Source organism: Bradyrhizobium sp. UFLA05-108, assembly GCF_059803455.1.
In genome coordinates, this window is record NZ_JBANAZ010000043.1 from 1 (window position 1) to 24536 (window position 24536).

Annotated in this window: 24 protein-coding genes and 1 tRNA gene; 12 read left to right on the forward strand and 13 right to left on the reverse strand. The window is 64.7% G+C overall.

Annotation, left to right across the window (positions count from 1 at the left end; all coding sequences use genetic code 11):
• Nucleotides 1–86: 86 nt before the first annotated feature.
• From SO140_RS27840 to mnmA, 4 genes are all read right to left on the reverse strand, one after another.
• Nucleotides 87–163: transfer RNA gene (locus SO140_RS27840), tRNA-Met, on the reverse strand.
• Nucleotides 164–360: 197 nt separating this feature from the next.
• Nucleotides 361–726 (reverse strand): hypothetical protein, encoded by a 366-nt coding sequence (locus SO140_RS27845; protein WP_449377953.1) that lies wholly within the window; start codon nt 724–726, stop codon nt 361–363.
• Nucleotides 727–772: 46 nt separating this feature from the next.
• A complete protein-coding gene (locus SO140_RS27850) occupies nt 773–1411 on the reverse strand; it encodes a class I SAM-dependent methyltransferase (protein WP_449377952.1) in 639 nt (212 codons plus the stop codon).
• Nucleotides 1412–1432: 21 nt separating this feature from the next.
• Nucleotides 1433–2614, reverse strand: a complete 1182-nt coding sequence (gene mnmA / locus SO140_RS27855) for a tRNA 2-thiouridine(34) synthase MnmA (protein WP_449377951.1) — start codon at nt 2612–2614, stop codon at nt 1433–1435.
• A gap of 364 nt (nt 2615–2978) precedes the next feature.
• Between mnmA and SO140_RS27860 the strand changes: the two genes are divergently transcribed.
• The 9 genes from SO140_RS27860 (at nt 2979) to SO140_RS27900 (ending at nt 12617) form a co-directional block, all read left to right on the forward strand.
• Nucleotides 2979–4574 carry a flagellar hook-length control protein FliK gene (locus SO140_RS27860; protein ID WP_449377950.1) on the forward strand — a complete coding sequence of 532 codons (1596 nt, stop codon included), beginning with the start codon at nt 2979–2981 and terminating at the stop codon, nt 4572–4574.
• Between the two features lie 12 nt (nt 4575–4586).
• Nucleotides 4587–5306: a flagellar hook assembly protein FlgD gene (locus tag SO140_RS27865; protein WP_449377949.1), complete on the forward strand. Its 720-nt coding sequence runs from the start codon at nt 4587–4589 to the stop codon at nt 5304–5306.
• Nucleotides 5307–5536: 230 nt separating this feature from the next.
• Nucleotides 5537–5812, forward strand: a complete 276-nt coding sequence (sciP, locus tag SO140_RS27870) for a CtrA inhibitor SciP (RefSeq protein ID WP_002714638.1) — start codon at nt 5537–5539, stop codon at nt 5810–5812.
• Between the two features lie 179 nt (nt 5813–5991).
• On the forward strand, nt 5992–7614 hold the full coding sequence (gene fliF / locus SO140_RS27875) for a flagellar basal-body MS-ring/collar protein FliF (protein WP_449377948.1): 1623 nt from the start codon (nt 5992–5994) through the stop codon (nt 7612–7614).
• Nucleotides 7615–7632: 18 nt separating this feature from the next.
• On the forward strand, nt 7633–8727 hold the full coding sequence (fliG, locus tag SO140_RS27880) for a flagellar motor switch protein FliG (protein WP_449377947.1): 1095 nt from the start codon (nt 7633–7635) through the stop codon (nt 8725–8727).
• A complete protein-coding gene (locus SO140_RS27885) occupies nt 8727–9347 on the forward strand; it encodes a FliH/SctL family protein (protein WP_449377946.1) in 621 nt (206 codons plus the stop codon). The genes fliG and SO140_RS27885 overlap by 1 nt, the downstream gene beginning before the upstream one ends.
• Before the next feature lie 3 nt (nt 9348–9350).
• Nucleotides 9351–9701: a flagellar motor switch protein FliN gene (gene fliN / locus SO140_RS27890; RefSeq protein ID WP_449377945.1), complete on the forward strand. Its 351-nt coding sequence runs from the start codon at nt 9351–9353 to the stop codon at nt 9699–9701.
• 47 nt (nt 9702–9748) lie between these two features.
• Nucleotides 9749–11134, forward strand: a complete 1386-nt coding sequence (gene flbD / locus SO140_RS27895; protein ID WP_449377944.1) for a sigma-54-dependent transcriptional regulator FlbD — start codon at nt 9749–9751, stop codon at nt 11132–11134.
• A 334-nt stretch (nt 11135–11468) separates the two neighbouring features.
• A complete protein-coding gene (locus SO140_RS27900) occupies nt 11469–12617 on the forward strand; it encodes a M20 family metallopeptidase (protein ID WP_474798392.1) in 1149 nt (382 codons plus the stop codon).
• A gap of 166 nt (nt 12618–12783) precedes the next feature.
• Here SO140_RS27900 and SO140_RS27905 read toward each other — a convergent pair whose 3' ends face one another.
• The 9 genes from SO140_RS27905 to SO140_RS27945 form a co-directional block, all read right to left on the reverse strand.
• On the reverse strand, nt 12784–12939 hold the full coding sequence (locus SO140_RS27905) for a hypothetical protein (protein WP_027523194.1): 156 nt from the start codon (nt 12937–12939) through the stop codon (nt 12784–12786).
• Between the two features lie 88 nt (nt 12940–13027).
• Nucleotides 13028–13609, reverse strand: a complete 582-nt coding sequence (locus SO140_RS27910) for a flavin reductase family protein (protein WP_474798390.1) — start codon at nt 13607–13609, stop codon at nt 13028–13030.
• A 31-nt stretch (nt 13610–13640) separates the two neighbouring features.
• Entirely contained in the window at nt 13641–14465 is an 825-nt protein-coding gene (locus SO140_RS27915) for an ATP-binding cassette domain-containing protein (protein ID WP_449377941.1), read from the reverse strand.
• 7 nt (nt 14466–14472) lie between these two features.
• Complete coding sequence (locus SO140_RS27920; RefSeq protein WP_449377940.1) at nt 14473–15279, reverse strand: ABC transporter permease subunit; 807 nt, start codon at nt 15277–15279, stop codon at nt 14473–14475.
• Nucleotides 15276–16454, reverse strand: coding sequence for an FMNH2-dependent alkanesulfonate monooxygenase (gene ssuD, locus SO140_RS27925; protein WP_474798388.1), 1179 nt, complete (start codon nt 16452–16454; stop codon nt 15276–15278). The genes SO140_RS27920 and ssuD overlap by 4 nt, the downstream gene beginning before the upstream one ends.
• Nucleotides 16451–17404 (reverse strand): sulfonate ABC transporter substrate-binding protein, encoded by a 954-nt coding sequence (locus SO140_RS27930; protein ID WP_449377938.1) that lies wholly within the window; start codon nt 17402–17404, stop codon nt 16451–16453. The genes ssuD and SO140_RS27930 overlap by 4 nt, the downstream gene beginning before the upstream one ends.
• A 37-nt stretch (nt 17405–17441) precedes the next feature.
• Nucleotides 17442–18392: a sulfonate ABC transporter substrate-binding protein gene (locus SO140_RS27935; RefSeq protein ID WP_498543465.1), complete on the reverse strand. Its 951-nt coding sequence runs from the start codon at nt 18390–18392 to the stop codon at nt 17442–17444.
• A 215-nt stretch (nt 18393–18607) separates the two neighbouring features.
• Nucleotides 18608–19774 carry a cytochrome P450 gene (locus SO140_RS27940; RefSeq protein ID WP_449377936.1) on the reverse strand — a complete coding sequence of 389 codons (1167 nt, stop codon included), beginning with the start codon at nt 19772–19774 and terminating at the stop codon, nt 18608–18610.
• 235 nt (nt 19775–20009) lie between these two features.
• The gene (locus tag SO140_RS27945; protein WP_474798384.1) at nt 20010–21218 is read right to left on the reverse strand and encodes an LLM class flavin-dependent oxidoreductase; all 1209 of its coding nucleotides are present in this window, start codon (nt 21216–21218) and stop codon (nt 20010–20012) included.
• A 258-nt stretch (nt 21219–21476) separates the two neighbouring features.
• Between SO140_RS27945 and napE the strand changes: the two genes are divergently transcribed.
• The 3 genes from napE to napA are packed head-to-tail and all read left to right on the forward strand — an operon-like array spanning nt 21477 to nt 24534.
• The gene (gene napE, locus SO140_RS27950; protein ID WP_027523184.1) at nt 21477–21659 is read left to right on the forward strand and encodes a periplasmic nitrate reductase, NapE protein; all 183 of its coding nucleotides are present in this window, start codon (nt 21477–21479) and stop codon (nt 21657–21659) included.
• 25 nt (nt 21660–21684) lie between these two features.
• Entirely contained in the window at nt 21685–21999 is a 315-nt protein-coding gene (locus tag SO140_RS27955; RefSeq protein WP_474798382.1) for a chaperone NapD, read from the forward strand.
• A gap of 30 nt (nt 22000–22029) precedes the next feature.
• A complete protein-coding gene (napA, locus tag SO140_RS27960) occupies nt 22030–24534 on the forward strand; it encodes a nitrate reductase catalytic subunit NapA (protein ID WP_474798380.1) in 2505 nt (834 codons plus the stop codon).
• The last annotated feature ends 2 nt before the right edge of the window (nt 24535–24536 follow it).

Consider the following 24536-nt stretch of genomic DNA (forward strand, 5'->3'; position numbering starts at 1 on the left):
CCTCGACAACCCGTTCGGCACGAGGCTGTCACCCATGTCTTAGGTACGGTCCGTTACCCATGTCTTCGGGCCGGACACGCCGGATTTGGTAGCGGGGGAGGGACTCGAACCCCCGACCCCAGGATTATGATTCCCGTGCTCTAACCAGCTGAGCTACCCCGCCACAGGGCTCGCGGGGCCGAAACGGCCGATCTCGCGAACGCGCGGCATATAAGGAAGGGGGCAGCGGGCTGTCAAGCAAGGTGGCCGCCCAGCGCGCCCTTTTCGGCATCAGACTCGTAGAAGCTCCCTCACCCGAAATTCGCGCTCCGTGGAGTTCGGCCTCTCCCCCCGGATGTGGGGAGAGGTGAAGAAATAGGCCTACTTCGGCCTCACATTGGGGTCGCCGCCAGGGCTGCCGGGGGGCGGGATGATCGGGGTTTTGCCGACCTCGGGCGCGGGGGCGCGCATTTCGGGATCGACGCCGGAGGGCGGGCACAGCACGCCGTCGGATTTGGCCAGTTTGTCACCGAGCGGTTCCCGAGCCTGGCCGGTGGTCTGGCCGTCGGGCCTCACCGTGCCGCGGGGCTGATCGCTCTGGGTCGGCGTGCAGTCGCTGGCGCGTTGCGGGGGCGGCGGCGCGGTCGCCTGTGGCGGCGTCGCCGGGCTGGGCGGAGCCTGAGCCATCGCGGTGCCTGAGGCCGCTATCAGGAGGCTTGCAAGGATGAGCTTTGATGTCGTGCGCATGAGACGGAAACGCGCGGGGATATGCGCATGTTCCAGCCAGCTACGTTCACGATTTGCGGTAGCGGATCAGCGAAAAGTGGCCCATCGGCGGCATTGGGCGCCGTTCGGCGAGCGTGATGCCGCCGTGGCGCTTCTGCCAGTCGACGAGGCGGTCCCAGGGAAACTCGGGGCGCCAGCCGAGCCGGCGCGCGAGCGGTGCAAAGGCGAGTTCGAAGATTTTTCGCGGTCCGCTCTCGGCGCCGATGTGATTGACGAGGATCAATTCGCCGCCGGGTTTCAACACACGCACGAATTCGTCGAGCGTACCTTCGGGATCGGGCACCGCGGTGATGACGTATTGCGCAACCACCGCGTCGAAGAAGGAATTGGGGAATGCGAGGTTCTTTGCATCCATCACGCTGAGCACCTCGACATTGCCGAGCTTTTCCGCGCGCACACGCGCCTGCGCCTTGCGCAGCATCGGCTCGGAAATGTCGACGCCACAAATTTTCGTCGAGCGCGAATAATCCGACAGCGACAGGCCGGTACCAACGCCGACGTCGAGGATGCGGCCACCGATCTTGTCGGCCTCCGCAATGGTCGACTGGCGTCCCGCGTCGAACACCTTGCCGAAGACGAGATCGTAGACCGGCGCCCAGCGGCCATAGGCCTTCTCGACCCCGGCGCGCGAGATATCTGCTGCCATGCCCCCTGCCCTATAAAGATTTTAACCGCGCACCGCTTCCGCGAGCGGCCGCGCCGCATCGCTTGCGATCTTCGCGGCCGCGCTCTGGATAAAGCCGCCGCCGAGCACGCGCGCCTGCCCCGATGGCGCGTCGTAGAATACGCAGGCTTGTCCCGGCGAGACGCCCTCTTCGCCCGCAACCAGCTCGACCTCGTAATGGCCGTTGCCGCCGCGCAGCCACGCTGGCTGCGGCGCGCGGGTCGAGCGCACGCGCACGAACATTTCGAGGCCGCCGCCGATGGCCCGATCGATATCGCCGTCGCCGATCCAGTTGACGTCGCGCAGCACGATACGGTGCATCTTCAGCGCATCGCGCGGGCCGACCACGACGCGGCGGGTCGCGGCCTCGAGCCGCACCACGTAGAGCGGCGAGCCGGAGGCGATGCCTAAGCCCCGGCGCTGGCCGACGGTGAAATTGGCGATGCCGTGATGCTGGCCGATGACGCGACCATCGAGATCGACGATGTCGCCGGGCTCCATCGCATTGGGGCGCAGCCGCGTGATGATGTCGGTGTAGCGCCCGGTCGGCACGAAGCAGATGTCCTGGCTGTCATGCTTGTCGGCCACGCTGAGGCCAAAGCGGCGGGCGAGCTCGCGCGTCTCGGTCTTGGTCATGTCGCCGAGCGGGAAGCGTAGATAATCGAGCTGCTCGCGCGTGGTCGCGAACAGGAAATAGCTCTGGTCGCGCTCGCTATCTGCAGCGCACACCAGCGCGCGGGAGCCGTCGGCAAGGCCGCGCGAGGCGACATAGTGACCGGTGGCAAGCGCGACCGCGCCGAGTTCGCGCGCGGTCTTCAGGAGATCGCGGAATTTGACGGAGCGGTTGCACTCGATGCACGGCACCGGCGTCTCGCCGAGCGCATAGCTGTCGGCAAAATTGTCGATGACGGATTCGCGAAAGCGGTCCTCATAGTCGAGCACGTAATGGGGAATGCCGAGCTTGGCGGCGACATCGCGCGCGTCGTGAATGTCCTGGCCGGCGCAGCAAGCGCCCTTGCGATGGGTCGCCGCGCCATGATCGTAGAGCTGGAGTGTAATGCCGACAACGTCATAGCCCTCGGCCTTCAGCAGCGCAGCCGTCGTCGAGGAGTCCACGCCGCCCGACATGGCGACGACGACCCTGGTGTCCTGCGGACGGCCTTTGAGATCCAGACTGTTGCGCATGGTTCCGGCTGTTGAAGGCGACTTGCGGCGGAAGTGTTCCGCTGATCCCGCGTTGATCGGTCGGGAAAGGGACGGTCTCAGGGAACGGGAATAGTTCCACGAGTCGGCTTGCCCGGTCGAAAGCGGCTGAGAGCTACCCTTTAATATAGGCCGTATTCCCCTGAAGCAATCGCAGGGGAGGCTTTCGCCGGGCGCTTAGGGCAATTCTTGCCGGGAGGCAGAAATGGGCTGGGCTTCGGAGGCCTTCCTGGCGTCCCGCCCCATGTATTAAGTATTTGATCTTGTTGTATAAAGCAATACTTAGCCTGGCTGGCCCGCTCCTTGCTAACCCCTTGTCCTGAGTTTCATTTCAAGGGGCGTGTCCGTGGTCAGCGTGACGTCAGATGTAGCCGCAAGCGTGTCGGTCCAGACCACACCGCCAAAACCTGCCCGCTCGCAGGGGGCTGCGGCGAACGACCAGTTCGGTGCGCTCGTCGACAGTAACACGACGGCTGCCGGCAGCACGCCGAGTACGACCTCCGACCCGGCGCCGCGCCGCACCGACAGCTCCTCGTCGTCCTCCTCCGACAAGAGCACGCACGACACTTCCTCGAGCGATCCGTCGTCGCAGAGCAGATCGACTGACGCGACCGACAGTTCGACGTCTGCCGCCACCGACACGCCCGCCGATCCCGCCAAGGCGCCCGACAAGACCAAAGGCAGGTCGGACGCCTCCGGCACGAAATCGACCGAAAAATCCAATGACAGCAAGGGCGACAAGACCGAGGACACCGACGGTGTCGCCGCCGCCATTCAGGCCGATCCCACGCAGGCAGCCGTGGCGTCCACTACGCCTGATCCGAACGCCGTCATCGTCGCGGCCCCGGTCGTGCCGGTCGATCCGAACGCGGCCGCCAGCCAGGCGGCCAGCAATTCAAACTCTCCGCTGACGATCGCCGCCGCTGGGATCGCCGCGAGCGCCTCGACCGCGGCGCAGATCACTGCGCCGGCCGTCCAGACCGACGCAACCGGCAACAAGACCGCCGATGCCGGCACCGCAGCGAAAGCGGCGCTGACGGATGCGGCCGCCAGCGAGACGGCCGGTGCTTCGCCGACCGATCCGCAAACCCAGGGTGCGCTGACCGCCACTGTCGCACAGGCGACGCCCAAGACGTCATTCAAGGCCGCCGCCACGACGCAGCAGAACACCGACGTTTCCAATCTCGGGCAGGATACGAGCAAGACGAGCACGACCGGCACGGCGTCCAACCAGGCGCCGGCAACTGCAACCACGGCCGCGCATCCTCAAGCCGCCAAGCCGCAGGTCGAGGGCAACACGACCGAGGCCAAGGCCGACGTATCGGACAAGACCGCTTCGGCTGCACCAGGCACGGCACCGACGCACGACCACGCGGCCAGCACTCAGGCGCTGACCAGCACGACGGACACCGGCGCCCAGGCCGCTGCCGCCGTGCAGGCGCCGCAGACCACGACGACCTCGGTCGCAGGCGCATCGACGGCGACGCTGACCGCGACCGCCGCCACTTCCACAGCCGTGCCGATCAGCGGGGTGCCGGTCGAGATCGCCGCGGCCGCGCGCGCCGGCAAGACCAGGTTCGACATCAGTCTCGATCCGGCCGAGCTCGGCCGCATCGACGTGCGCATCAACGTCGACCGCAACGGACAGGTTACCTCGCATCTCACCGTCGAGAAGCCGGAGACGCTCTCGATGCTGCGGCAGGATGCGCCGCAATTGCAGCGCGCGCTCGACGATGCCGGCCTGAAGACCGGCAGCAACGGCCTGTCATTCAGCCTGCGCGACCAGAACTCGTCCGGGCAGAACTCGAGCAACAACAACGACAATGGCAGTAATGCCCGCCGGCTGATCATCAGCGACGAGGACGCAGTGCAGGCCGCACCCGTGGGACGCGGCTACGGCCGCATGCACGGATCGAGCAGCGGCGTCGATATCAGAGTGTGAGGAGTATTCGACATGACCACAACGAATGCCGCCACCGCCCCGTCAGTGGTTTCAGGCACGACCCAGACGTCATCCTCGTCATCCTCGTCGAGCTCCAGCCTGAGCTCGACCACGGGATCGACGCTGGCGGGCAATTTCCAGACCTTCCTGACGCTGCTCACCACGCAGCTTCAGAACCAGAATCCGCTTGATCCGCTCGACACCAACCAGTTCACCCAGCAGCTGGTGCAGTTCGCCGGCGTCGAACAGCAGCTCAAGACCAACGATTCGCTGTCCCAGCTCGTCACCCTGCAACAGACCACGCAGGCAACGCAGGCGCTGGGCTTCGTCGGCAAGACCGCCGTGGTCGATGGCACCACCGCGACCATGACGAACTCGTCGGCGACCTGGCACCTCAACGTGCCCTCCAGCGCCACGGTCGATATTTCGATCGCCAACTCCAGCGGCCAAACCGTGTTCACCGGCAAATATACGGCCGGCGCCGGCGCCGACATTCCCTTTACCTGGAACGGTCAAGGCAATGACGGCACGCAGTGGCCGGACGGCAAGTACACGATCTCGGCGACCGGCCAGGACGCTTCGGGCAACAATGTCGGCGTCGCCGCGCAGGTGCAGGGCACGGTGAATTCCGTCGACCTGACCCAGTCGCCGCCGCTGCTCTCGATCGACGGCAACAGCTACACGCTGAGCCAGGTGAAGAGCATCGTCGCGACCAGCAGCACGAGCAACTAAGGCGGCGCGCTTCGCCTGACGCGTCGTGGTTGCGCGCCTCGTTCGTTAGTAAAGTATTTACGAAGACCCCCGCCCGGCCGTCTGAAAACGTGTTTTCAGCCCGCCGGGCCGATCGTGTTCCAGCCATTTTCAACGAGAATTGTATTGAAGCCTTAGGCTTAGCCAATTTTTAAGCCGACCGGCGTAGGGTTTCGGCGTGAGTTCAGTGGTTGAGAGTTTGTGAGTACGCCATGACAGAACCCCATCGCCCGAGGGTGAAATACGTCATCGGGCCGGACGGCAGCCCTTTGACGATCGCGGACCTGCCTGCACCGGGGACCAAACGCTGGGTCATCCGACGCAAGGCCGAAGTTGTTGCCGCGGTCCGCGGAGGCCTCCTTTCCCTCGAGGAAGCCTGCAGCCGTTACACCCTGACAGTCGACGAATTCCTCTCCTGGCAGTTTTCCATTGACCAGCATGGTCTTGCCGGACTGCGCACCACGCGCATCCAGCAGTATCGCCAGTAGGCGATCTGGAAATTCGCCAAGTTTGACGCAAATCGGCCTCGCTCTGCGAGGCCGATTTTTTTCATGTCGCCACTTTTGTCCCACCTCTTAATCTTCGTTAACCATATCGAAACCATCACCTAGGCAATAATTGCCCAGTCGGCTTGCCGGTTGCAGGCCGAATCTGGCGGGGCGATTGCTTGCAAGGTCTGTTGGACTTCCTGAAAGGTATCGGCGCCGCCCGGTTCGGGGCCATGATCGCGGTCACCGCCGCGCTCATCGGCTTCTTTGCCTTCGTCATCATGCGCGTGACCACGCCGCAGATGACGACGCTGTTCACCGACCTCAGCGTTGAAGATTCCTCAAGCATTATCAAGGATCTGGAACGCCAGGGCATCCAGTTCGAGCTGCGCAATGAAGGCACCATCATCATGGTGCCCAAGGACAAGGTCACGCGGCTGCGCATGAAGCTCGCCGAGGGCGGCCTGCCCAAGGGCGGCGGCGTCGGCTACGAGGTGTTCGACAAGTCGGACGCGCTCGGCACCACCAGCTTCGTCCAGAACATCAATCATCTGCGCGCGCTGGAGGGTGAACTCGCCCGCACCATCCGCGCCATCGACCGGATCCAGGCCGCCCGCGTCCACCTCGTCCTGCCGGAGCGTCCGTTGTTCTCGCGCGAGGCGCCGGAGCCGTCGGCCTCGATCGTGGTGCGGGTCCGCGGCTCGCTGGAAGCGCAGCAGATCCGAGCCATCCGCCATCTCGTCGCCTCCGCCGTCAACGGATTGAAGCCGCAGCGCGTCTCGATCGTCGACGAGTCCGGTCAGTTGCTCGCCGATGGCGCGGCGACCGATCCCGACCAGGCGCTCGGCGACGAGCGCCGCACCGCGTTCGAGAAGCGGATGCGCAAACAGGTCGAGGACATCGTCTCCTCGGTGGTCGGCTCGGGCCGCGCCCGGGTGCAGCTCTCCGCCGATTTCGACTTCAACAAGATCACCCAGACCTCCGACAAGTTCGATCCTGAAGGCCGCGTGCTGCGCTCGAGCCAGACCCGCGAAGAGCAGAGCATGACCGCCGACAACAACGGCCAAGTCACTGTCAATAACGAGCTCCCCGGCAACCAGCAGAACAGCGGCGTCGCGGCGAAGGACCAGAGCAAGAAGACCGAAGAGACCAACAATTACGAGATCTCTCGCACCACCAAGACCGAGGTGACCGAGGCCGGCCGGGTCAACCGCATCTCGGTCGCGGTGCTGGTCGACGGCATCTACACCAAGAACGACAAGGGCGAGCTCGCCTACACCGACCGCACCAAGGAGCAGCTCGACCGTATCGCCACGCTGGTGCGCTCGGCGATCGGCTTCGACCAGAAGCGCGGCGACCAGGTCGAGGTCGTCAACCTGCGCTTTGCCGACGCGCCCTCGACTGCCCCGATCGCCGAACCATCGGGCTTCCTTGGCACGCTCCAGTTCACCAAGGACGACGTGATGTACTTCGTCGAGCTCGGCGTGATGATGCTGCTCGGCCTCGTCGTGATGTTCATGGTGATCCGGCCGCTGGTGAAGCGGATCCTTGCCTCGGACGAGGTCGCAGCCCTGACCAGCGCGCTGAGCGCCCCTGCGCTGACCAACGAATCCGCTTCCGCCTCGGGCGGCGGCCACGCGCTGGTCCCGAGCGGCAACGCCACGGCGAGCGCGATCGACGTCGCCACCATCCAGGGCCAGGTCCACGCCCAGTCCGTTCATCGCGTCGGCGAGCTCGCCGAGCGCAACCCCAACGAAACCGTCGCCATCATCCGCCAATGGCTGAGCGAACCCGCGAAATGATTCGAGAAGTGAACTGACATGGCCGCCTCCTTGCAAAACGCCAACTCGAACGACATCACCAGCGTGATCTCGACGCTCGCACAGCGCGCCGGCAACCGAGCCAAGGACGGCAGGTCCGAGCCGCTAGCGGGACCGAAGCGCGCCGCAATCCTGATGCTGGCGCTCGGCGAGCAATATGGCGGCAAGATCTGGTCGCTGCTCGACGACGAGGAGGTGCGCCAGCTTTCGCTGGAGATGTCCACCCTCGGCACGGTCGAGGTCGACACGGTCGAGGACATGCTGCTCGAATTCGTCTCGCGCATGTCGGCTTCCGGCGCGCTGATGGGCAATTTCGACGCCACCGAGCGACTGTTGCAGCAATACCTGGCGCCGGAGCGTGTCAACGGCATCATGGACGAGATCCGCGGCCCTGCCGGGCGCAACATGTGGGAGAAGCTCTCCAACGTGCAGGAAGAGGTGCTCGCCAACTACCTCAAGAACGAATACCCGCAGACCATCGCGGTGGTGCTGTCCAAGCTCAAGCCCGAGCATGCCGCGCGCGTCCTCGGAATCCTGCCCGAGGAGCTGGCGCTCGATGTCGTCAACCGCATGCTGAAGATGGAGGCGGTACAGAAGGAGGTCATCGAGAGCGTGGAGAAGACGCTTCGCGTCGAATTCATGTCAAACCTGTCGCAGACCCGCCGCCGCGACGCCCACGAGGTGATGGCGGAAATCTTCAACAATTTCGACCGCCAGACCGAAACCCGCTTCATCACCTCGCTGGAAGAGGAGAACCGGGAATCGGCCGAGCGCATCAAGGCCCTGATGTTTACCTTCGACGACCTCGTCAAGCTGGACTCCGGCTCCGCCCAGACATTGATGCGTAACGTCGACAAGGACAAGCTCGCCGTCGCGCTGAAGAGCGCCAACGAGGACGTCCGCAACTTCTTCTTCGGCAACATGTCCTCCCGCGCCGCCAAGATGCTCCAGGACGACATGGCGGCGATGGGACCGGTCCGCCTGCGCGACGTCGACGAGGCGCAGGCGCTGCTGGTCAATCTCGCCAAGGATCTCGCTGCCAAGGGCGAGATCATGCTGACCAAGAACCGCGCTGACGACGAATTGGTGTACTGATGGCGGCGCCTGCGAAATTCCTGTTCGACAACGACTTCTCCGCGCCCGACCGGACGCGCGAGAAGGCCGCGAGCGCAGCCGAGGTCGCGCAGAAGATCGCGGCCGCCGAGGCGCGCGCCTACCAGGCCGGCTTCGACGCCGGACAGCGCGAGGCCAAGGCCGAGAGCGACCGCCGCGTCGCGCTTGCCATGGAGGAGATCAACATCTCGGTCAGGGGCATCGCCTCGGGCATCGGCAATATCGAGGCCAGGATGGAGACCGAGGCGGTCGACGTCGCGGTCGCGGTGGCGCGCAAGCTGTGCGCTGACCTGATCGCCGCCGAGCCGCTCGGCGAGATCGTCGCGCTGGTCAAGGACTGCTTCTCGCACCTCGTCGCGACGCCGCACCTGGTCGTCCGCATCAACGACGCGCTCTACGAGAGTGCACGCGATCGGATCGAACGGCTCGCCAAGCAGAGCGGCTTCGAGGGCCGGCTGGTGATCCTGGCCGAGCCGGAGATTGCGACCGGCGACTGCCGGATCGAATGGGCCGATGGCGGCGTCGTGCTCGAGCGCGGCGCCATTCTCGGCAAGATCGACGAACTCGTCGGACGCTATATCGCGTCCCGCAAGGGGAACTAAGCCATGAGTGACACCGACGGGCAGGTCCCGCTTCCCGATCTCAACGGCCCGATGCCGCCGACCGGCACCGATGTCGGCTACAACGAGGACGAATACGCAGCCCGCGTCGCCGCCGACCTCGAGGCCGTGTTCGACGTGCCGGTGCAGGTCTCCGCCGTGCTCGGCCGCTCCAAGATGGACGTCGGCGAGCTGTTGAAGCTCGGTCCCGGCACCGTGCTCGAGCTCGACCGGCGCGTCGGCGAGGCCATCGACATCTACGTCAACAACCGCCTCGTCGCCCGCGGCGAGGTGGTGCTGGTCGAGGACAAGCTCGGCGTGACCATGACCGAGATCATCAGGACCGAACGCAGCTAATCGGGGAATGACGCGCGGCAGCGCGAACAGACGGACAGGAGACTGACATGCGGCTTCTCATCGTTGGCACACTGAAGGGCCAGCTCACCACCGCCACCAAGATCGCGATGGAGAACGGCGCCACCGTGACCCACGCCGAGGACCACGAGCAGGCGATGCGCGTGCTGCGCGGCGGCAAAGGCGCCGACCTGCTGCTGGTCGACGTCGCCCTCGACATCCGCGATCTCGTGATGCGGCTGGAAGCCGAGCACATCCACGCTCCCATCGTCGCCTGTGGCATCACCAACGACGCTCGCGCCGCGGTCGCCGCGATCCACGCCGGCGCCAAGGAATACATCCCGCTGCCACCGGAGCCGGAGCTGATCGCCGCCGTGCTCGCCGCGGTCGCCAACGATTCCCGTGACCTGATCTATCGCGACGACGCCATGGCGCGCGTGGTCAAGCTCGCCCAGCAGATCGCGGGCTCGGACGCCTCGGTGATGATCACCGGCGAATCCGGCACCGGCAAGGAAGTGCTGGCGCGCTACGTCCATACACGCTCGGCCCGCGCCAAACGCCCCTTCATCTCCATCAACTGTGCCGCGATTCCCGAGCATCTCCTGGAATCCGAGCTGTTCGGTCACGAGAAGGGCGCCTTCACCGGCGCGGTCGCCCGCCGCATCGGCAAGTTCGAGGAGGCGACCGGCGGCACGCTGCTGCTCGACGAAATCTCCGAGATGGATGTCCGCCTGCAATCAAAACTACTCCGCGCGATCCAGGAGCGCGTGATCGACCGCGTCGGCGGCACCAAGCCTGTCCCCGTCGACATCCGCATCATCGCGACCTCGAACCGCAACCTTGCGGAAGCGGTGCGTGAAGGCACCTTCCGTGAGGATCTGCTGTTCCGCCTCAACGTCGTGAACCTGAAGATCCCACCGCTGCGCGAGCGCCCCGCCGACATCCTGGAGCTCGCCCAGCACTTCGTGAAGAAATATGCCGAGGCCAACGGCGTGCCGCTGCGCCCCATTTCGGCGGAAGCGCGCCGCGTGCTCTCGACCAACCGCTGGCAGGGCAACGTCCGCGAGCTCGAGAACACCATGCACCGGGCGGTGCTGATGGCGCAGGGCGACGAAATCGGCGCTGACGCCATCATCACGCCGGACGGCGACCGCCTCGACGTCGCGCGCACCGCGCCAGCGGTGGCACACGCCACGATGGCCGCCGAACAGGTGACGCGGTCGCTGGTCGGACGCACCGTCGCCGACGTCGAGCGCGATTTGATCCTGGAGACGCTGAAGCATTGCCTGGGCAACCGGACCCATGCCGCCAACATCCTCGGCATCTCGATCCGCACGCTGCGCAACAAGCTCAACGAATATGCCGACGGCGGCATCCCGATCCCGCCCGCCGGCACACCGGGCGAATACCCACGGATGCCGGCAATGGGGGTGTGAGAGAGCTTTCAATTGCTGACGACGTAGATGCCCGGGCCAAGTCCCGGGCATTTCTTCTTGGGTGTAAGGCAACCCGCGCGCCACGCTCACGGTGTCGTCCTGGCGAAAGCCAGGACCCATTATATCCCAGGGAGGAGTTTGGCGAAGACTCGTCGTTCGGTACGCCCACCCCGCACAATCGATAGATTCCGCGGTATGGGTCCTGGCCTTCGCCAGGACGACGTCGGGGGAGACCGCGCTTCAATCACCGCCATCATGGCGGGGCCGCGTTCTCCGACTAGGTCATCGGTGCGACAGGCCCTATAACCGCGCACGAGAACCACGCGAGGTGACAATGTCTGAGGGTCAAATCACGGATTGGCTGGCATCGCAGAAGCAGGCGATGATCGACCTGTTGCGCGAGGTCGTGAACATCGATTCCGGATCCTACGACAAGGCCGGCGTGGACGCGGTCGGCGCGCGCTTCGAGCGGCATTTTGCCGAGCACGGCATTTCGAGCTGGCGCGAGCCGAACGACACCTATGGCGACGCGCTTCATGCGATCGTGGCCAAGCCCGGCAGCAACGAAAAGCCGATCCTGCTGATGGGGCATCGCGACACGGTGTTCGGCAAGGGCGAAGCCGAACGACGCGCCTTCACCATCAAGGACGGCCGCGCCTATGGCCCGGGGGTCGCCGACATGAAGGCAGGTCTCGTCATGAACGTGTTCGTGGCCGCAGCCTTCCAGAAATTCGGCGGCAGCCCGCACCCGATCAAGGTCCTGATCACCTCGGACGAGGAGATCGCATCGCCCTCGTCGCGGCCAGTGATCGAGCGCGAGGGACGGTCCGCGCGCGCCGTCTACAATTCCGAGCCGGGACGACCGACCGGCAACATCGTGACCAGCCGCAAGGGCGGCATCTTCATGCACCTTGCGGTCACCGGCAAGGCCGCGCATTCCGGAGCGAATTTTGCGGCCGGCGTCAGCGCGATCGGCGAGCTCGCGCACAAGATCGTTCATATCCACGCGCTGACCGATCTGACCAAGGGAATCACCCTCAACGTCGGGCTGATCTCTGGCGGACAGTCCGTGAATACGACGGCGCCTTATGCCGAGGGCCAGATCGATCTGCGCTATGTCGAGCCGAGAGATCGCGACGCGGTGATGGCCGCGATCGAGAAGATCGTCGCCACCTCTTACGTGCCTGGCTCGAGCGCCACCCTGACGATCAAGGGCGAGTTCGTGCCGGCGGTTCAGAGCGAGGCGTCGAAGACGCTGTTCGACGGTTACCAGGGTGCCGCACGTGACGTCGGGCTGACCACGCTCACCGGCGAGTTCTCCGGCGGCTGCGCCGATTCAGGCTTCACCGCCGCCGTGGGCACGCCGACGATCTGCGGCCTTGGCCCGGTCGGCGGACTTGCGCACACGCCGGAGGAATATCTCGAGCTCGACAGCATCGTGCCGCGCGCGCAGGCGCTGGCGCTGGCGATCTTGCGGAGTTGATGGTTGCGCAGTTCGTAAGGCGGGTTAGCTCTCGTAGGGTGGGCAAAGGCGCGCTTGCGCCGTGCCCACCATCTCTCCATGATTTGCGAAAGAAGAGGTGGGCACGCGGAGCCTGTCATCGGGCGCGCATTCGCGCGACCCGGTGGCTTTGCCCACGAGATCCTCCTCACGAATAGCTCGGCGCGTCGGGATTGCGGAAGATGTGGATGGGGTCGCCGGGCACGATGTGCCGTCCGGTGAACATCGCATAGGCGTAGAGCGCGAGATACGCGATCGCGAGCGCGCCGACGGCATAGAAGGCCCAGGTCGCAACGCGTTTCATGCCGGCTCCATCGCCTCCTACGGGAGGCTCTGGCAGGGCTTCTAGATCGAGAGAAACGAAAAGGCCAGCCCGGAAGGCCGCCGGGCGGTCAGATGACGCCCCGGCCCCGCGTGGGAACACTGACCTCGGCGAGCCTCGCCGCGTCCTCATCCTGGTCGACCGCGACGTACTGTCCGTGCCAATAGGCGAGCGCCGCGCTGCGGCTCGAGCTCCTGATATCGCGCACGCGGCCGATGACGATGCCATGCGAGTGGCGCTCGACGATCTCCTCGACCTCGCAATCAAGGGCGCTCAGCGCGCCGGCGAGCAGCGGGACGCCGGAGACGGCCGTCACCCAGTCGCTGCCGGCGAAGCGGTCGGCGCCCTTCAGCCCGCCCTTGCCGGCAAAGCGCTCGGCAATGTCGAGCTGGTCGGCGTTAAGGATGTTCACGCCGAAAGCGCCGTGACGCCTGATCAGCGGGAACGAGGAGGCGTCGCGGTTGATGCTGACCAGCAGCGTCGGCGGATCGACCGACAGCGACGTCACCGAAGTCACCGTCATGCCGGTGATGTCCCTGCCGCGGCCGGCCGTGATGACGCTGACGCCACCAGTGAGGTGACGCATGGCGCCGCGGAAATCGGCGGAGGAGATATTGGTGTCGGTCATGATATGGCGGGCAATCACGTTCATGGCATGCTCCCTGAATCAGGGCTCCTGTTATCTAGGTACGATCGTCCGCCGAGAGAAGATGGCGCAGGATCGAGCCTTCGAGGCCCGCGAGCTCCACCGAGCCGCGCTCGCGCGGCCGCGGCGCATTGACCGTGACATCATGCGCGATGCGACCTTCCTCAATCACGAGCACGCGATCGGCCAGCGCAACGGCTTCCGCGACGTCATGCGTCACCAGGATCGCCGTAAAACCCTGGTCGCGCCAGACTCGCTCCAGGAGTCGCTGCATCGAGATGCGGGTCAGGGCGTCCAGCGCGCCGAGCGGCTCGTCGAAGGCGAGCACGCGGGGCTGGCTAACGAGCGCGCGCGCCAGCGCCACGCGCTGCTTCTGGCCGCCCGACAACACCGAAGGCCACTGGTCGCGCTTGTCGGCGAGCCCAACCTCGCTCAACGCGCGCTCGGCGCGCGGATGCGCATCCGACGAGGCGCGATCGCGCCCGAGGCCAACCTCGACATTCGACAACACGCGCGCCCAGGGCAACAGCCGCGGCTCCTGGAACATCACCCTGATATCCTCGGGCCGCGCTGCCTCGCCGAAGCTGATGGCTCCGGCATCGATCTTGTCGAGACCGGCGATCAGCCGCAGCAGCGTGCTCTTGCCGCAACCGCTCTTGCCGACGATTGCAACGAACTGGCCGGCGGGAATGTGCAGATCGATGCCGCGCAGCACCTCGTTGTCGCCAAACGATTTGCGCAAGCCGCGGATGGTGAGCGACAGGCCGGGTGTCGGCTGGTCCTGGCGCGCGACGCGTGCCTGCGGGGCGAAGCTGGCGCGCTCGGCACGTTCGGCCTCGGGAAGAAGAAGGGCTGTCTGCATGTCGGTCTCAATGTTTCTGGAAGGCGGGGTGCCAGGCGAGCGTCAGGCGCTCGAGAACGCGCGAGGCGCTGTCGGCGAGCTTGCCGAGCAACGCGTAGATCAGGATCGACAGCACGACGACGTCGATCAGCATGAACTCGCGCGCCTGCATCGCCATGTAGCCGAGGCCGGAGGACGCCGCGATGGTCTCGGCGACGATCAGCGTCAGCCACATGATGCCGAGCGCGAAGCGGATGCCGACGAAGATCGAGGGCAGAGCGCCCGGAAAGATCACGCGGCGGAACAGCTCGCCGTCGCTCATGCCGTAGATACGGCCCATTTCGATGAGCTGCGGATCGACGGTGCGAATGCCATGCAGCGTGTTGAGGTAAATCGGGAAGAACACGCCGAGCGCCACCAGGAACAGCTTTGCGCTCTCGTCGATGCCGAACCACAGGATGACGAGCGGGATCAGCGCCAGATGTGGCACGTTGCGTACCATCTGAAGCGTCGTGTCGGTCAGCTTTGCCGAAAGCTGCGAAAGACCGTTGGCCAAACCAAAGGCAAAGCCGATGCTGCCACCGATCAGAAAGCCGATCGAGGCCCGCCAGAAGCTGACCCAGATGTTGCGCACGAGCTCGCCGGAGAGCAGCAGCTTCCAGCCCGCGAGCGCAACATCGCTCGGTGCCGGCAGCACCCGTGTCGGCACGAGACCGGCAACGCAGGCGATCTGCCAGACGACGATGATGGCGAGCGGCACGATCCACTGGATCAGGCCGTCGGCGCGCGGCAGGCGGACGCTGCGCGGAAGGGAAATACTGTCGATAAGGCTCATGACTGCGACACCTGCTTCTGCGGGCGGAAATCGCTGCCGACGGTCTCGCCGAACGGACCGCCATTGAAGTGAAGCTTCGTCACGTTGCTCGGCAGCTCGAGCGAGAGCAGCGGGAACACCAGCTCGGCGAAGCGATAGGCTTCCTCCAGATGCGGATAACCCGACAGGATGAAGGTATCGATGCCGAGATCCTGGTATTCCTTGATGCGGGCCGCCACGGTCTGGGCGTCACCGACCAGAGCCGTTCCAGCGCCGCCGCGCACGAGACCTACACCGGCCCAGAGGTTCGGGCTGATCTCGAGCTTGTCGCGCCTGCCGCCATGCAGCTGCGCCATGCGCTGCTGGCCGACCGAATCCATGCGCGCAAAGTTCTTCTGCGCCAGCGCAATGGTCTCGTCGCTGACATGCTTGATCAGCTCGTTGGCAGCCTGCCAGGCCTCTTCATTGGTCTCGCGGACGATGACATGCAAACGGATGCCGAAGGAAAGTTTTCGCCCGCGTAGCGCCGCAACCTCCCTCACCTTGGCGATCTTCTCTGCGACCTGCGCCGGCGGCTCGCCCCAGGTGAGGTATTTGTCGACGGCGTCGACGGCGACATCGATGCCGGCATCCGACGAGCCGCCGAAATAAAGCGGCGGATGGGGCGACTGAACCGGGTGGAACAGCAGCTTGCCATCCTCGATGTGGATGTGCTTGCCCTCGACATTTACGGTCTTGCCGGCAAGCAGGTCACTATAGACGTTGAGGAACTCGCGGGTGACCTCATAGCGCTCGTCATGGGCGAGAAAGATGCCATCGCCCTTGTTCTCGACGGGATCGCCGCCGGTGACGACGTTGACCAGGAGCCGGCCGTTGGTGACGCGGTCGAGCGTCGCGGTCATGCGCGCGGCAACGCTCGGCGATTGCAGACCCGGCCTGACAGCCACGAGATAGCGCAGCCGCTCGGTGAACGGGGCAACCGCCGAGGCCACAATCCAGGAATCCTCGCAAGATCGTCCCGTCGGCAGCAGCACGCCGTAGTAGCCGAGCTGGTCAGCCGCCTGTGCGATCTGGCGCAGGTAGTTGAAATTCACCTCGCGGCCGCCGATGCCGGTGCCGAGATAGCGGCCGTCACCGTGGGTCGGCAGGAACCAGAGTATGTTGGCGTTACCTTGCTTGCTCTTGACCTTGCTCACGTTCCTGGCCTCCGCGCCACGTCGGAAATCTTGATTGCTTTGGGGATCAGGTTGAGCGCGAAAAACGCGTCCGCAACCTGCTGCTGATCGGCGATCACAGAGTCGGTGATCGGCTTGATGCCGTAGGACTGGCGCTTGAGCGCGACCTCGACCACCGGCACCGACAATCCAATCGACGGCGCCAATTGCTCGGCGACCGCGTGAATGTCGCCCTTGGCCCAGTCATCGACCGCGCGCAGCTCATCGAGCACGGCGTCGACGATCTTTGGATTGGCCTCGATGAACTTCTTCGAGGAGAAATAGAACTGATAGTTCGCCACGATGTTGGTGCCGTCGGCGAGCGTCCGCGCACCGGTCGCGGCTTCGGCGGCCGACTGGAACGGATCCCAGATCACCCAGGCATCGACCGAACCGCGCTCGAAGGCGGCGCGGGCATCAGCGGGTGCCAGGAACACCGGCTCGATCTCGGAATATTTGACACCGGCCTTCTCCAGCGCCTTGACCAGGAGATAGTGGACGTTGGAGCCCTTGTTGAGCGCGACCTTCTTGCCCTTGAGATCGGCGACCGATTTCAGCGGACTATCCTTCGGCACCAGGATCGCCTCGCCTTTGGGCGCCGGCGGCTCATAGGCGACATACTGGATCGGCGCACCGGCGGCCTGCGCGAAGATCGGCGGGGCTTCGCCGGTGTTGCCGAAATCGATCGCGCCGACATTGAGCGCTTCGAGCAGCGGCGGGCCGGACGGGAATTCCGTCCACACCACTTTGTAGCCTTCCGCCGCGAGCTTCGGCTCCAGCGTGCCTTTGCTCTTCAGGAGCACCAGCTTGCCGTATTTCTGGTAGCCGATGCGAACGACCTTGTCCTGGCCGTAGGATGTCCCGACAGCAGCCGCCACGATGCCGAGCGACAGGACGATGGCCGCGATCACACGTTGAACGATACGCCTCATGTTCGAACCTTTAGAAATGGGAAGGCTGGTCGGCACGTCAGGCTGCCGTGTTGCGCCAGACGATGTCCCTGATCACGATGGGCTTCGGGATCAGGCCGAGCTTGTAGAAGCGATCGGCGACACCCTGCTGGGTCGCGACGATATCGTCGGTGACGGGGCCGATCACGAAATTCGCGCGGTCGGCCGCGACGGCCTGGATGTCCAGCGGGACGCCGGTGATCGCGGCCAGCGACCTAGCGACCTCGTCGCGGTGCTGTTCGGCCCATTGACCGGTGGCGGTCGTCACGTCGACGATCTGTTGCAGGATCGGACCGTGGTTCTTCGCGAACTCGCGGTTGGCGATGTAGAACGAGTTGGTCTTAGTGACCTCGCGCGCATTGATCAGGATGCGGCCGTTCTGCTTGGTCTCGCCGATCGCAAAATAAGGATCCCAGATTGCCCAGGCCTCGATGCTGCCATTGGCAAAGGCGGGACCGGCATCCGGCGGCGTCAGATAAACCGGTGTGATGTCGGCGTAGGTCAGGCCGGCCTTCTCCAGCGTCTGCACAACGACGTTGTGGGCGCTGGAGCCCTTGGTGAAGCCAACGCGCTTCCCCTTCAAGTCAGCGATGGAGCGGATCGACGAATCCTTCGGCACCAGAATGCCCTGGCCGTTGGTGATGGGCTGGCCGGCGGCATAGACGATTGCCGCTCCGGCCGCCTGCGCGAACACCGGCGGGGAATCGCCGACGGCGCCGTAATCGACGCTGCCGACATTCATCGCCTCCATCATCGGCGGCCCCGAGGAGAATTCCACCCATTTCACGTCGATGCCTTGCGGAGCGAAATGTTTTTCCAAGGTCGCCCGCTGGCGCGTGATAACCAGCACGCCGGTCTTCTGGTAGCCGATACGAATTTCCTTCACCGCGCCTTGCGCGCTGGCGCGTGAGGCGAACGCAGCGGCGGTCACCGTTCCAACCGATAATTTGAGAAAGTCCCGACGCTGCATACCAAGCTCCCGGCCGCCTGCGGCCGTCATTCATCCATGTTTGGAGAATGATGGTGCGGGCCGCGAAAGCTGTCGAGAAGGCCGAGAAAATAGCGATGCGCGCACTGCTGCCTTGGCAATGCGCATGATTAATCTTTCAAACGGCGAAGCGAATGAGGATGGAATTTTTCTGCACGCGAATGTGAGGCTGCCGCTTCCTGAGGCAGTCTCACGCGCTAGTTCCAGCGCACCGGCAGATTCAGAAGACCGCGGAACGCCCAGCCGCCGATCCGAACCGGCTCGTCATCGGCGATCTCGAGTCGCCTGACACGCGCAAACACCGTCGGCAGTGCGACATCCGCAATCATGGCGCGCGAAGCCCAGGCGCCGGCGCAGAAATGCGGGCCGGCGCCGAAGGCGACGCTCTTCGATGTGTCGCGCCGCACGTCGAACTGATCGGCGTGCTCAAAATGCTTCTCGTCGCGGTTGGCCGAGCCGAACATCAGGAACACGCGCTCATTGGCCTCGAACGAGACGTCGCGGATGGTCCACGGCTTTGCAATTCGGCGCGGCGACATGCCGATCGGCGAAATCCAGCGGGCATATTCCTCAAAGGCCTGGAGCCAGGACACTTCGCCGCGCCGGACGAGGTCGAACTGGTCGCGATGGGTGAGAAGCGCCCAGACGGTGCCGGCGATGGCCTTGCGCGGCTCGTTCTGGCCACCGGAGATCGCCAGCTTGACGTTGGCGCGCACGCTCTGCATCGGCATGCCGGACGCGACCATCACGCCCAACAAGCTCTGGTCCGGATTTTTCTGCATGACCGGCAGCATGTCGTCGATCGCCGCGTCGATGCCGGCGGTCGCCGCATGGCAGCGTGCTTCCACGGCGGGATCGCCGGCATAATTTGCAATGCCATCGATCATCGCCTGCGACCAGGCGTCCATCTCGACAAAGTCGATATTGGTGAGGCCGGTGATCGATTTCAGGCATTCGCCGGAGAACGGCAGCGCGAACTCACGCATGAAATCGATCCGCGTGCCCGGCTCGAGGCCACCGACGATGCGATCGGCGTGAGCCTGGAACTGCGCGGTCCAGTGCGCCTTCACCGTTTTCGGCGAGACCGCCGGAAACAGCGCGCGGCGCTCGACCTGGTGCGCCTCGCCGTCCTTGCGCATCATGTTGTGGCCCATCAGCCTGTTCATGAGCCCCTCGGGCTGGTGCGAGGAGAACACGTCGATCTGCTTCTCGGAGATCGAGATGTCGTCGCGACTCACGAGCAGCGTCGAGCCGAGCTGCGGCACGAAGGCGATCGGCGCCTCCTTGCGCATTTTCGCAAGCATCGGATAGGGATCCTGCCAGAACGAGGCAGGGTCGATGTCGATGCGCGGCGCGGTGCTCAAGCTTGTTTCCTCGGGATTCTTGTTTGCCTCTCTCGGAGGATATAAGGGCTCCGTACCGGAAGCCAGCCGTTCCAATGCCACATGGGTCCCGGCTCTGCGCAGCAGCGTTGCACGCTGCAGCGCGTCCGGGACAAGAGAGGAAGCGTGTTGTTGGACAGTCTCGTGCCCCGGACGCAGCGCAGCGTAAAACGGTGCGCTGCTGAGCCGGAGCCTAGGCCACAAAACGTTGAGCACCCTACCCCGCCGCCACCGCCGTCGCCGGCGCGACGTTGATCGCGAGCTTGCCGTAGCGGTCAGTGAAGGCCTGCGTGTCGATCTCCTCGAGCTCGATCTCGCCGCTCATTACGCCCTTCTTCCAGGCCTCCTGCTCCGGATCATTCTGGAACTCCGGCATCACCTCACGCGCGAAGAGGTCCAGCGATTCGCAGATGTGCTCATGGCTGTTCTTGCCAGCCTGATTGAGCAGGATCACCTGGTCGATACGGGAGGTGCGGAAGCGCCGCAGCTTTTTCCGGATCGTTTCGGGCGAGCCGATCAGGCCGCCGCGCAGCGCGGCCTCCTGCGCTTCCGGATTATCGCGCTTCCATCTGTTGTACTCGTCCCACATGTCGACCGTGCCGGGCGCCGGCCGCTGGCGGTTTTGCGAGGCGCCGTAGAAGCGCAGCGCGAACTGGAAGAAGGTGGCGCCATCGGCCCGCGCACGCGCCTCTTCGTCGGTCTTCGCGCACATGAAGAACGACACCAGCGCCATGTTCGGGTTGATCTCGTAGTCTGCCAATTTGTGCAGCCGCTTGGTCATCGCGTTGTAATAGGCATGCACCCAGGCGTGCGCGGCATCCGCGCTGACGAACTGGAAGCCGAGCGCGCCAAAGCCGTGACGGCCGGCGCGCTCGATGGTCGGAAGCTGCGAGCAGGCCATCCACAGCGGCGGGTGCGGTTTCTGCACCGGCTTCGGCACGACGTTGCGCAGGGGCATGTCGAAATACTTGCCGTGATGCTCGCAGCCACCATCCTTGAACATCGGGAAGATCGCGCGCACCGCCTCCTCGAAGATCTCCTTCTTGGTCTCCATGTCGCGACCGAACGGCTCGAGCTCGGTGATGGAGGCGCTTTCGCCCATGCCGAACTCGCAGCGGCCATTACTGAGGAGATCAAGCACCGCGACGCGCTCGGCGACGCGCGCGGGATGGTTGGTGGTGAGCTGGAGGATGCCGTGGCCGAGCCGGATATTCTGGGTGCGCTGGCTCGCGGCGGCGAGGAAGGATTCCGGCGACGGCGAGTGGGAGTATTCTTCGAGGAAGTGATGCTCGACCACCCAGGCGTGGTCGTAGCCGAGGCGATCGGCGAGTTCCATCTGCGTCAGGGCATTCTGGTAGAGCCGGAGCTCGTCGCCCGCCACCCACGGACGCGGCAATTGCAGCTCATAGAAGATGCCGAACTTCATGACGCCTCTCCCGAGATTGTTTTTATTGCGAGCATTTTATTGAGCGGGACCGGACTGTCCATGGCGGCCCAGAGGACAAAAATATCGAAAACAACCCCATGCAAAGTAGCCGATAGCTTCCCGTCGCGGCCGTGCGGCCAAGTGCCCGCAGACGCGAACCGTTGATTCAGATCAAGGTGATCTGCCGCCCGATACCTATGGTTCGTCGAGGTAACGGCCCGGAAGCCGTCCAATTCCTAAATTTCAGAGAGACCGAATATGTCGGCCCCTGACGACACGACTGGGCGCGTGCGCCGCAAGCGCATGGAGATCTTTGCGTTCCTGTTCCTGACCGCGGTTGTGATGCCCGCCCTCGCGGTCGGAACGGTCGGCAGCTACGGGCTCGCCGTGTGGATCTACCAGATGTTCGCAGGCCCTCCCGGCCCGCCTCCCCCACATTGAACCCCCGCAGCGAAAGACCGAGATCATGGCCCAAGCCACACTCAATCGCCGCGCATTGATCACCGGCAGGGTGCTCAGCGCCGAACGCATCATCCCGCCGCCTGGAGGCGAGATCGCAAGCATTCTGGTGCAGGCGCGGCCGGAGCGTCTCGCCGACGTCGAGGCTGCGATCGCCGCGTTGCCCGGTTGCGAAATCCATGGCCGCGATACGCGCGGCAAGCTCGTCGTCGTTGTCGAAGCCCCGGATGCCGGCAGGCTCGGCGCCATGCTCAACGACATCCAGTCCATGCCGCACGTCTATTCGGCGGCGCTCGTCTTTCACGCCATCGAAACTGCCTGAGACCGCGTCCTTGACGCCGGGAGAACCGTTATGACCTCACCGAAGATCGACCGCCGCCAGATGCTGAAGCTGGAGGCCGCCGCGATCGCAGCGGCCGCCGCGGGCATGCCGGCGCCGGCGCTCGCCGCAAACCTCGTCACCGAGCGTGACGGCAGCGAATTGAAATGGGACAAGGCCGCCTGCCGCTTCTGCGGCACCGGCTGCTCCGTCATGGTCGCGACCAAGGACAACCGCGTGGTCGCCACCCACGGCGACATCAAGGCCGAGGTCAATCGCGGCCTCAACTGCGTCAAGGGCTACTTCCTCTCCAAGATCATGTACGGCCATGATCGCCTGACGCAGCCGATGCTGCGCAAGACGAACGGCAAATACGACAAGGACGGCGAGTTCACGCCCGTGTCGTGGGACGAAGCCTTCGACATCATGGCCGAGAAGTGGAAGGACGCGCTGAAGAAGCGCGGGCCCAGCGGCGTCGGCATGTTCGGCTCCGGGCAGTGGACGATCTGGGAAGGCTACGCGGCCTCGAAACTCTACAAGGCCGGCTTCCGAAGCAACAACATCGATCCCAATGCGCGCCACTGCATGGCTTCGGCGGTTGCCGGCATGATGCGCACCTTCGGCATCGACGAGCCGGCCGGTTGCTATGACGACATCGAGGCCACCGACGCCTTCGTGCTGTGGGGCTCCAACATGGCGGAAATGCACCCGATCCTGTGGACGCGGCTGACCGACCGCCGCCTCTCCGCACCACATGTCCGCGTCGCCGTGCTCTCGACCTTCGAGCACCGCTCGTTCGACCTTGCCGATATCGGCATGGTGTTCGTGCCGCAGACCGATCTCTACATCCTCAACGCGATCGCCAACCACATCATCAAGACCGGTCGCGTCAACAAGGATTTCGTCACTGCGCATACCATCTTCAGGCGCGGGCAGACCGACATTGGCTATGGCCTGCGGCCCGATCATCCCCTTCAGAAGAAGGCCACCGGCGCGGCGAAGGCCAACGACTCCACCGACATGAGCTACGAGGAGTTCGCAAAATTCGTGTCGGACTACACGCTGGAGAAAGCCGCAAAGATGTCCGGCGTGCCACTCAATCGGCTCGAGGCGCTCGCCGAGCTCTACGCCGATCCCAAGACCAAAGTGGTCTCGTTCTGGACCATGGGCTTCAACCAGCACACCCGCGGCGTCTGGGCCAACAATCTCGTCTACAACATTCACCTCTTGACCGGAAAGATCGCCTCGCCCGGCAACAGCCCGTTCTCGCTGACTGGCCAGCCATCAGCCTGCGGCACCGCACGCGAGGTCGGCACCTTCTCGCATCGCCTGCCGGCCGACATGGTCGTGACCAACAAGGAGCATCGCGACAAGACAGAGCACATCTGGCTCCTGCCCGAGGGTACCATCCCCGACAAGCCCGGCTATCACGCCGTGCTGCAGAGCCGGATGCTGAAAGACGGCCTGCTCAACGCCTACTGGGTGCAGGTCAACAACAACCTGCAAGCGGGACCCAACATCAATGAGGAAACCTATCCGGGCTTCCGCAACCCCGACAATTTCATCGTGGTCTCGGATGCCTACCCGACCGTGACGGCGCTCGCGGCCGACCTCATCCTGCCGACGGCGATGTGGGTTGAGAAGGAAGGCGCCTACGGCAACGCCGAGCGGCGCACGCAGTTCTGGCACCAGCTCGTCTCGGCTCCCGGCGAATCCAAATCCGATCTCTGGCAGCTCATGGAATTCTCCAAACGCTTCAAGATCGAGGAGGTCTGGCCCGAGGAGCTGATCGCCAAGAAGCAGGAATATCGCGGCAAGACGCTGTTCGACGTGCTGTACAAGAACGGGCAAGTCGACAAATTCCCGACCTCGGAGATCGAGGAGGGCTACGCCAACGACGAGTCCAAGGCGTTCGGCTTCTACGTGCAGAAGGGGTTGTTCGAGGAGTATGCCGCCTTCGGCCGCGGCCATGGTCACGACCTTGCGCCGTTCGAAAGCTATCACCGCGAGCGCGGCCTGCGCTGGCCCGTCGTCAACGGCCAGGAGACCAAATGGCGTTTCCGCGAGGGCAGCGATCCCTATGTGAAGCAGGGCACGGACGTGCAGTTCTACGGCTACCCCGACGGCAAGGCGCGCATCTTCGCGCTGCCTTTCGAGCCGGCGGCGGAGTCGCCGGACAATGACTATCCGTACTGGCTCTCGACCGGCCGCGTATTGGAGCACTGGCATTCCGGCACCATGACGCGCCGCGTGCCCGAGCTCTACAAGGCCTTCCCGGAGGCTGTCTGCTTCATGCATCCCGACGACGCGCAGGACGCAAAGCTGCGCCGCGGCGACGAAGTGAAGGTCGTGTCCCGCCGCGGTTACATCCGCGCCCGCGTCGAGACGCGTGGCCGCGACCGGCCGCCGCGCGGGCTGGTGTTCGTACCCTGGTTCGACGAGTCCAAGCTGATCAACAAGGTGACGCTGGACGCCACCGACCCGATCTCGCTGCAAACCGACTTCAAGAAATGCGCCGTGCGCATCGAGCGGGTGTGACC

What these genes read in the sequence shown, in the direction of transcription:
- SO140_RS27845 (WP_449377953.1), bottom strand. Translation starts at nt 726, where the DNA reads ATGCGCACGACATCAAAGCTCATCCTTGCAAGCCTCCTGATAGCGGCC.
- SO140_RS27850 (WP_449377952.1), bottom strand. Translation starts at nt 1,411, where the DNA reads ATGGCAGCAGATATCTCGCGCGCCGGGGTCGAGAAGGCCTATGGCCGC.
- mnmA (WP_449377951.1), bottom strand. Translation starts at nt 2,614, where the DNA reads ATGCGCAACAGTCTGGATCTCAAAGGCCGTCCGCAGGACACCAGGGTC.
- SO140_RS27865 (WP_449377949.1), top strand. Translation starts at nt 4,587, where the DNA reads ATGACCACAACGAATGCCGCCACCGCCCCGTCAGTGGTTTCAGGCACG.
- sciP (WP_002714638.1), top strand. Translation starts at nt 5,537, where the DNA reads ATGACAGAACCCCATCGCCCGAGGGTGAAATACGTCATCGGGCCGGAC.
- fliG (WP_449377947.1), top strand. Translation starts at nt 7,633, where the DNA reads ATGGCCGCCTCCTTGCAAAACGCCAACTCGAACGACATCACCAGCGTG.
- SO140_RS27885 (WP_449377946.1), top strand. Translation starts at nt 8,727, where the DNA reads ATGGCGGCGCCTGCGAAATTCCTGTTCGACAACGACTTCTCCGCGCCC.
- fliN (WP_449377945.1), top strand. Translation starts at nt 9,351, where the DNA reads ATGAGTGACACCGACGGGCAGGTCCCGCTTCCCGATCTCAACGGCCCG.
- flbD (WP_449377944.1), top strand. Translation starts at nt 9,749, where the DNA reads ATGCGGCTTCTCATCGTTGGCACACTGAAGGGCCAGCTCACCACCGCC.
- SO140_RS27900 (WP_474798392.1), top strand. Translation starts at nt 11,469, where the DNA reads ATGTCTGAGGGTCAAATCACGGATTGGCTGGCATCGCAGAAGCAGGCG.
- SO140_RS27905 (WP_027523194.1), bottom strand. Translation starts at nt 12,939, where the DNA reads ATGAAACGCGTTGCGACCTGGGCCTTCTATGCCGTCGGCGCGCTCGCG.
- SO140_RS27910 (WP_474798390.1), bottom strand. Translation starts at nt 13,609, where the DNA reads ATGAACGTGATTGCCCGCCATATCATGACCGACACCAATATCTCCTCC.
- SO140_RS27915 (WP_449377941.1), bottom strand. Translation starts at nt 14,465, where the DNA reads ATGCAGACAGCCCTTCTTCTTCCCGAGGCCGAACGTGCCGAGCGCGCC.
- SO140_RS27920 (WP_449377940.1), bottom strand. Translation starts at nt 15,279, where the DNA reads ATGAGCCTTATCGACAGTATTTCCCTTCCGCGCAGCGTCCGCCTGCCG.
- SO140_RS27930 (WP_449377938.1), bottom strand. Translation starts at nt 17,404, where the DNA reads ATGAGGCGTATCGTTCAACGTGTGATCGCGGCCATCGTCCTGTCGCTC.
- SO140_RS27935 (WP_498543465.1), bottom strand. Translation starts at nt 18,392, where the DNA reads ATGCAGCGTCGGGACTTTCTCAAATTATCGGTTGGAACGGTGACCGCC.
- SO140_RS27945 (WP_474798384.1), bottom strand. Translation starts at nt 21,218, where the DNA reads ATGAAGTTCGGCATCTTCTATGAGCTGCAATTGCCGCGTCCGTGGGTG.
- napE (WP_027523184.1), top strand. Translation starts at nt 21,477, where the DNA reads ATGTCGGCCCCTGACGACACGACTGGGCGCGTGCGCCGCAAGCGCATG.
- SO140_RS27955 (WP_474798382.1), top strand. Translation starts at nt 21,685, where the DNA reads ATGGCCCAAGCCACACTCAATCGCCGCGCATTGATCACCGGCAGGGTG.
- napA (WP_474798380.1), top strand. Translation starts at nt 22,030, where the DNA reads ATGACCTCACCGAAGATCGACCGCCGCCAGATGCTGAAGCTGGAGGCC.